At 72.2% G+C, this 655-nt stretch carries 1 protein-coding gene; it reads left to right on the top strand.

Translation table 11 applies throughout. From position 1 onward, the window contains the following. Positions 1-32 precede the first annotated feature (32 nt). Positions 33-655: hydantoinase B/oxoprolinase family protein (locus tag AC5L38_RS44335; RefSeq protein WP_495248845.1), on the top strand; the 623-nt coding region annotated here is incomplete at its 3' end.

The following is a 655-nucleotide window of genomic DNA, read 5'->3' as shown; positions in this document are numbered from 1 at the left end:
AGATCATCGAGTTGATCCGGTTCAATTCGCGGATGCCGGATCTGGTGATCGGTGATCTGAACGCGCAGGTCGCCGCGCTGCGCACCGGCGAGCGCCGGGTCCGCGAGCTCCACACCCGCTACGGCACGGCGGTCGTCGAGTCCGTCGTCGAGACCGTGGTCGGCGCCGCCGCCGAGTCCGCCGCCGAGGCGGTCGCCCGCCTCCCGCAGGGCTCGTGGACGGCGGTCGACTGGCTGGACGACGACGGCGTCACCGGCGACCCGGTGCGCATGCAGGTCACCGTCACCGTCGCCGACGGCACCTTCACCGTCGACTTCGCCGGTTCCTCGCCCGCCGTGCCCGGCCCCGTCAACCTCCCGCTCGGCGCGACCATCGCGACCTGCCGGGTCGCGTTCAAGGCGATCACCACGCCCGGGGAGCAGACCAACGCCGGGCACTTCGCCCCGCTGGAGGTGCGGGCCGAGCCGGGCACGCTCTTCCACGCCGTCTACCCGGCGGCGACCTTCACCCAGTGGACGGGGACGGTCGCCCTGGAGCTGATCTACAAGGCGCTGGCGCAGGGGATGCCGGACCGGCTTCCCGCGTCGTCCGGAGGTGACGTGCCGGGGTTCATGATGGTCGGGATCCACCCGGAGACCGGGCAGATGTTCGCGGT

It is taken from the genome of Streptosporangium nanhuense (assembly GCF_059358815.1).
Note: the sequence above shows the minus strand (reverse complement) of the source record. Positions and strands in the feature narration are given on the sequence as shown.